We start from the raw sequence: 5,783 nt of genomic DNA on the forward strand, positions 1-5,783 counted from the left end.
TCTCATCGAGGGGGAATCGGACCGTCGTCGGGGAGCGACCCGACGACGTCCACGTAGTCGGGCAGGAACGCTCGAACGGCGAAGCGCCCAGCGATGGCGTCGGCCGGGAGCGCCTCGACGGCTCGGATGTCCGGTCGTGCGCCGAGGGCCTGCAACGACGTTCCGTCCGCGTGCACCACGAGTCCGACGACGCAGTCGCAGCCCGCGGCCAATCGAGCCGCCGAGACGGCGTCGACCTGCGCCCGCCGGTCCCATTCGCCCATCGAGCCCTGCAGTCTCGACGCGGCGGTGTCGGTAGCTTCGAGAATCGACGCCTCCGTGCCCGGAACGCCGACGACGAGTTCCTGCGTCTGCACTCGCTCTATCGGAACTCGCAGCAGCACCTGCGCGATCCGCACCTCGGCGGCCGACTCGTACGACTGCAACGGCGCCAACGGAGAGTCGAACGACACCAGCGCCCAGTGCAGATCGTTGTCCGTCCGCGCATCGTCGACGCTCTCGGTTGCGCGCGCGAGGTATTCGTCGACTCGTTCGCCGTTGTCCGGGCCGAGCCGGTCGGTGCCGATCCGAGGTTCCGGGAGCGGATTGGCATAACCCACGACGGCGCACAGCAGGACGGCTGCAGCCACGAGAGCCGTTGCCTCGGCAGCTCCTCGGTATCGACTCATGCGCTCCGCAGGACCTCGAGTGCGTGTTCGAGGTCGGCGGGATACTTGCTTTCGATCTCGATCCAGCGACCGTCGGACGGGTGCGCGAAAGCAAGTGACTTCGCGTGCAGCCACTGACGCATCAGCCCGAGCCGCTCGGCGAGCCGCGGATCCGCACCGTAGGTGAGGTCTCCACAGCACGGGTGGCGCAGCGCGGAGAAGTGCACGCGAATCTGATGCGTACGCCCCGTCTCGAGGTGCACGTCGAGCAGGCTGGCGGCTTGGAAGGCCTCGATGGTGTCGTAGTGCGTCACGCTGGCCTTGCCGTCCGCACGCACCGCGAACTTCCAATCGTTGCTGCCGTGCCTGCCGATGGGCGCGTCGATCGTGCCGCTGCTCGGGTCCGGGTGTCCCTGCACCAAGGCGTGGTAACGCTTCTCGATGGTGCGCTGCTTGAACGCCCGCTTGAGCAGCGTGTAGGCGCGCTCGGAGGTTGCGACCACCATCACCCCCGACGTTCCGACGTCGAGGCGGTGGACGATGCCCTGACGCTCGTGCGCGCCCGAGGTGGAGATTCGAAAGCCTGCAGCGGCGAGCCCGCCGATGACGGTCGGGCCGGTCCAGCCGACGCTGGCGTGCGCGGCGACCCCGACGGGCTTGTCGACCGCGACGATGTCGTCGTCGGCGTAGAGAATCTCCATGCCCTCGACCGGCTGCGCCTCGATGGTGAGTTCCCGAGTCGGCTCCGGCAATTCGACCTCGAGCCAGGTACCGGCGGACAGCCGATCGGATTTGCCGACGGTCGATCCGTCGACGGCTACCGATCCCTCCTCGGCCAGAGTGGCGACCACGGTTCGCGAGAGCCCGAGGAGACGAGAGACCCCCGCGTCGACCCTCATTCCGTCGAGTCCGTCGGGAACCGGCATCGATCGCGATTCCCTCACGCTGTACCCGCCGCGGTCTTCTTGCTCTGGGTGCGCTCGCCGTTGGGTTCGAACCCGAACAGGCTCAACACGACCAGAAGGATCGCACCGCACACGATGGACGAGTCGGCGACGTTGAACACCGGCCACCATCCAACGGAGACGAAGTCGACGACATGACCCTGCAGCGGACCTGGGGAACGGAAGAATCGATCGATGAGGTTGCCCAGTGCGCCACCGAGGACGAGGCCGAGTCCGAGTGCCCACCACGGCGACCGAAGGGTACGCCCGATGCGGATGACCGCGATGACGACGCAGACCGCCACGATCGTCAGCAACCAGGTCATTCCGGTGGCGAACGAGAATGCAGCCCCCGCGTTGCGCACAAGCCGGAGCGTGACGGTGTCGCCGATGATCTCGACGGGCTTACCGGGTTGGATCCAGTGCACCACCGCGATCTTCGTCACGAGATCGAACGCGAGGACGACGAAGGCGATGAGCATCAGCATTCGGGTCCGTAGGCGCTTGGGGTTCGACACCACCGGCGCCGGGGTGGATGATTCTTCGGTCGAACCCGGCGCCTCGTGGGCTGCGGCGGGTCCTGGTTCGGGACTGGTCGGATCGGTCGGACGGTCTTCACTCACTCCCCTATCATGTCGCATCCAGGGCCTGCGTCCGACATCCGGATCGGGCGGGCGGCCGACACGGGCGCATGCAGTCGCTGGGTATCCGTAGCCTGGTGCCGTGATCTCGACTTCTCCGAACCCGAAGCACCGTCCGAGACGGACCTTCCGGGTGCTGGCGGGTGCCGCTGCACTCGCCGCACTCGTGGCAGGCTGCGGCATCGACGACGCGCCGGCCGACACCGCCGCCGCTCCGACCACGACGTCGGGGGTATCACTTCCCGTGACGCCGGTGACGGTCGAACTCGTCGATGCAGGCGCCGAACCGCGTTCCGCTCTGGCTCCCGATCTGGCGGGCACCCAGGAGGTGTCCCTCACGACGCGCTCCTCGGTCACGCAGCAGATCGACGATCAACCCGTCCAGGACTTCTCGACACCGGAGATCACCCTGCCCCTGTCTGCGCAGGCACCCGCGGACGACGAAGACCGAGAAGTGAATCTGCGAGTCGGAGTGGCGACATCGGGTGATCAACGCATGACCGAATCGCTCGTCGCCGCCGAAGGGTCGGAGGCAGGTCTGACAATGACGGCCGACGGCGCGATCACCGCGCTGCGAATCACTCCCGCCGAACAGGCCCAGGATTCGGCGAGGGCCGCCATAGAGCAGGCTCTCAACCAGGCGGTGTATCGATCGATCTCGTTCCCCGAGGGTGACGTCGGCGTCGGCGCGGTGTGGACGGTGAAACAGCAGGTGATCAGTGGCCTGACGCTGAATCAGACGACGACGGCGACGCTGCGCGCGCGGGACGGCGACCGGGTGACCGTCGACGTGCGCATCGAGCAGACGCCGGAGTCGACGACACTCGAACTGCCCGACGATGCAGGCCGACTCGACATCGACACCTACACGATGACCGGTTCCGGAACTCTGGAGATGGACCTGACGAAACCACTTCCCGTGTCGGGAGAGGTGATCGTCGGCGGCACTCAGCAGTACAGCGACCCGCAGAGCACGACCGTGCTGCGTCAGGACGCCGGCGACTCGCTCCGGTGGACGACGCCATGAAGCGTGCTTTGGTACTCCTGAGCGCGGTCCCACTACTGGCTCTCGCGGCGTGTGGCGCGTCCGACGACGACGTTGCCGAGTCTTCCGCTGGGAACGCCGAGCGCGCCGAGATCGGTTCGCGCGTGCCTGCGCCGAATCCACTGTCCGGGTCGACGATCACCGACGCCGCCGTGCTGCAAACCGCGATGCTGACACCGACGGATCTCCCCGACGGGTACGCGGTGCTGCCGGACCCGGTACGAGACCTCGGCCTCGACCCAGCGCCCGAGTACGACGCCCCCGATCGGTCCGGTACCGACCCGCAGCGCTGCGCCGACGTGTTGGCGCCGATCGCCGATCAAGTTGCAGGAGCCGCAGCCGACGCCGAGGTGCGGTATGCGGGCCCCAACTTCTCGTCCATAGACGAGGATGCCGCGAGCTATCCCGAGATCGGGGCAGCGGACGCGTTCGAAGCAGTGCAGAGCACGATCGCGGAGTGCACGGCGTTCTCGGGAACCGACGCCGACGGTATCGACGTCGAATACCAGCTGAGCGGTCGCGAACAGATGCCGGTCGGCGACGCGTCGACGTCCGTTCGACTCGAGACCACAAGCGAGGGATTCACGCTCGTGTCCGACGCCGTCGTCGCGGTGGTGGACCGGACCGTCGTTCAATTGGTCGTCACCAGCCAGGAGGGCGTCGACCCGGACGCACTCACCGCACTGGCGGAAACTGCCGTCGACAGGATTCGCGGCGTCGACAAAGGCGTCTAGGTCGCCCCGGGGGCACGCGTGAACAGTCGATGCGCTCGGAAACGACAAATGCCGATGCCGCGTCCCTCATGGGGACGAGACACCGGCATCGGTCAGCCGAGAGTCAGGCGATCACGCGCATGCAGGCGAGGTCAGCTGCGCGAGCTGAACCAATCCACAGGCGTTGTCCTTCGAGAGCTTCCACTTGCCGTCTTCGGCAACGAAGACGAAGCTGCCCGGGTTTGCCTGGCCGTTGATGGTCAGGGTGGCGCCCGCGTTGAGGGTGCCGTCGCCGAGGTCGTCGACGCTGGTGATCTGGATGTCGGCGCCGTTCTGCACTGCAGCAGCAGCCACCTGGTTGATGAGCTCAGGATCGGCTTCGGCGCCCTGGATGAGCTGAGCCTTCTCCTCGACCGGAACGGCCGGGTCGAGACCGCGCAGCAGTTCGGCATTGAGCTCTTCGGGGCTCGGCACCGGTGGGTAATCGCCCGACGCCTGCGGAGCGGCCGATGCGGACGACATGGCAGACGACGTCGTCGACGCGGTGCCGTTGTCGCTGCCCTCGTCCGAGCTGCATGCGGTCATCGTCAGGGCTGCGGCGATAGCGACGCCGGCAACCATGGCCTTTCGGGTGTTACGAAGCTTCAAGTGCTCTGTCCCTTCAGTCTTACTACTCGTTCGCTTACGGTGTTCGATCACGTGCGGGCCCATGAGTACCTGCGACGTTCGTCTCGGCTGCTTCACTATGCCATCCGAGGACTCACGCCGAAAGGAGCCAGGCTACTCATGGGTAGTAATCACTGCTATTGCAGACTGTCGAGTGCATCCGCCACAACCAGCAGCTCGTCCTCCTCCGCGAAGGTACGAGCCCGACCCGGCCCCGACGATCGTGTCTCGAATCGAACAGTCACCACGGAGTGGCCCGCCCCTTGAATCCACCCGTGTCCGTATTCAGGATGCCTTACGTCCATGCCGGGTTGCCACCTCGGCCCGGTATCGCCCGCCGCGGGCGCGGGGTCCGGCGCGGCGACCGATCCACCGAGAACGTCCAGTGACTCGTGATCCAACTCGGGGAACAGCGAGCCTTGCTGTACGGCCGACAGCCCCGCCAGGCCAACTCCGACCAACCGAATCGGGCCTAGCTCGACAGGGTCGAGCACCTGCCTCTGAGCAGTCGCCACGATGGTCTGTTTGTCCACGGTCGCGTACGGCAACGTCGCCGATCTGGTGATGATGCTCATGTCTGCTTTACGGAGCTTCAGCACCACGGTTCGCGCCCCGCGGCCGTCCTTCAACAATCGTCGATGCGCCGCATCCGCGCTGGCCTCGACCGCGGTACGCAACTCCGCGAGCGTGACGATGTCGTGGGCGAACGTCGTCTCGGCACTCACCTGTTTGGCCTCGGCACGCTCGGTGACCGCGCGATCGTCGATGCCGCGTGCAAGCTTGTGCAGACTGGGCCCAACGGTGGCGCCGAGGATCGATGCCACCTCCGATTCCGGGGTGGCGACGAACTTGCCGATCGTGTCGATGCCGAGCCGCCGCAGCTTCTCGTCGGCTACCGGACCTATCCCCCACAATTTGCGGACCGGGAGCGCTGCCATCAATGCTGTTTGTTCATCCGGTGAGACAACCGTCACACCGTCCGGTTTGGCGAGTCCGGAAGCAATCTTGGCGATCTGTTTGCCCGAGCCCGCTCCCAAGGACGCGACGAGCCCCGTCTCCTCGCGGACCAATGCGCGCAGCATTTCGCAGAATTCGAGCACCTCGGTGGCCGTCGCACCCGCCAATTC

At 66.5% G+C, this 5,783-nt stretch carries 7 protein-coding genes; 2 read left to right on the forward strand and 5 right to left on the reverse strand.

From position 1 onward, the window contains the following. Window positions 1–2: 2 nt before the first annotated feature. The 3 genes from WBQ44_RS16040 to lspA are packed head-to-tail and all read right to left on the reverse strand — an operon-like array spanning window position 3 to window position 2,232. Window positions 3–668, reverse strand: coding sequence for a hypothetical protein (locus tag WBQ44_RS16040; protein WP_495567663.1), 666 nt, complete (start codon window positions 666–668; stop codon window positions 3–5). Further along, window positions 665–1,591 (reverse strand): RluA family pseudouridine synthase, encoded by a 927-nt coding sequence (locus WBQ44_RS16045; protein ID WP_495567664.1) that lies wholly within the window; start codon window positions 1,589–1,591, stop codon window positions 665–667. Before WBQ44_RS16045 ends, WBQ44_RS16040 begins: the two co-directional genes overlap by 4 nt. Then, window positions 1,588–2,232, reverse strand: coding sequence for a signal peptidase II (gene lspA, locus WBQ44_RS16050; RefSeq protein ID WP_495567665.1), 645 nt, complete (start codon window positions 2,230–2,232; stop codon window positions 1,588–1,590). Before lspA ends, WBQ44_RS16045 begins: the two co-directional genes overlap by 4 nt. An 85-nt stretch (window positions 2,233–2,317) precedes the next feature. Between lspA and WBQ44_RS16055 the strand changes: the two genes are divergently transcribed. Together WBQ44_RS16055 and WBQ44_RS16060 are read left to right on the forward strand one after the other, a co-directional pair. Beyond that, a complete protein-coding gene (locus WBQ44_RS16055; protein WP_495567669.1) occupies window positions 2,318–3,259 on the forward strand; it encodes a hypothetical protein in 942 nt (313 codons plus the stop codon). Further along, window positions 3,256–4,011, forward strand: coding sequence for a hypothetical protein (locus WBQ44_RS16060; protein WP_495567666.1), 756 nt, complete (start codon window positions 3,256–3,258; stop codon window positions 4,009–4,011). The genes WBQ44_RS16055 and WBQ44_RS16060 overlap by 4 nt, the downstream gene beginning before the upstream one ends. Before the next feature lie 111 nt (window positions 4,012–4,122). On the opposite strand, the gene WBQ44_RS16065 is transcribed toward WBQ44_RS16060, so the two are convergent. Together WBQ44_RS16065 and WBQ44_RS16070 are read right to left on the reverse strand one after the other, a co-directional pair. Further along, entirely contained in the window at window positions 4,123–4,638 is a 516-nt protein-coding gene (locus WBQ44_RS16065) for a WKL family lipoprotein (protein WP_495567667.1), read from the reverse strand. A gap of 155 nt (window positions 4,639–4,793) precedes the next feature. Continuing rightward, a partial coding sequence (locus WBQ44_RS16070) for a DNA polymerase IV (RefSeq protein WP_495567668.1) occupies window positions 4,794–5,783 on the reverse strand: 990 nt, incomplete at its 5' end.

This window comes from Rhodococcus sp. (in: high G+C Gram-positive bacteria), from assembly GCF_049591685.1.
Taxonomy (GTDB): Bacteria; Actinomycetota; Actinomycetes; order Mycobacteriales; family Mycobacteriaceae; genus Rhodococcoides.

Excerpts from the sequence above, each read along its gene's own strand:
- WBQ44_RS16040 (WP_495567663.1), bottom strand. The coding sequence starts at position 668 with ATGAGTCGATACCGAGGAGCTGCCGAGGCAACGGCTCTCGTGGCTGCA.
- lspA (WP_495567665.1), bottom strand. The coding sequence starts at position 2,232 with ATGCGACATGATAGGGGAGTGAGTGAAGACCGTCCGACCGATCCGACC.
- WBQ44_RS16060 (WP_495567666.1), top strand. The coding sequence starts at position 3,256 with ATGAAGCGTGCTTTGGTACTCCTGAGCGCGGTCCCACTACTGGCTCTC.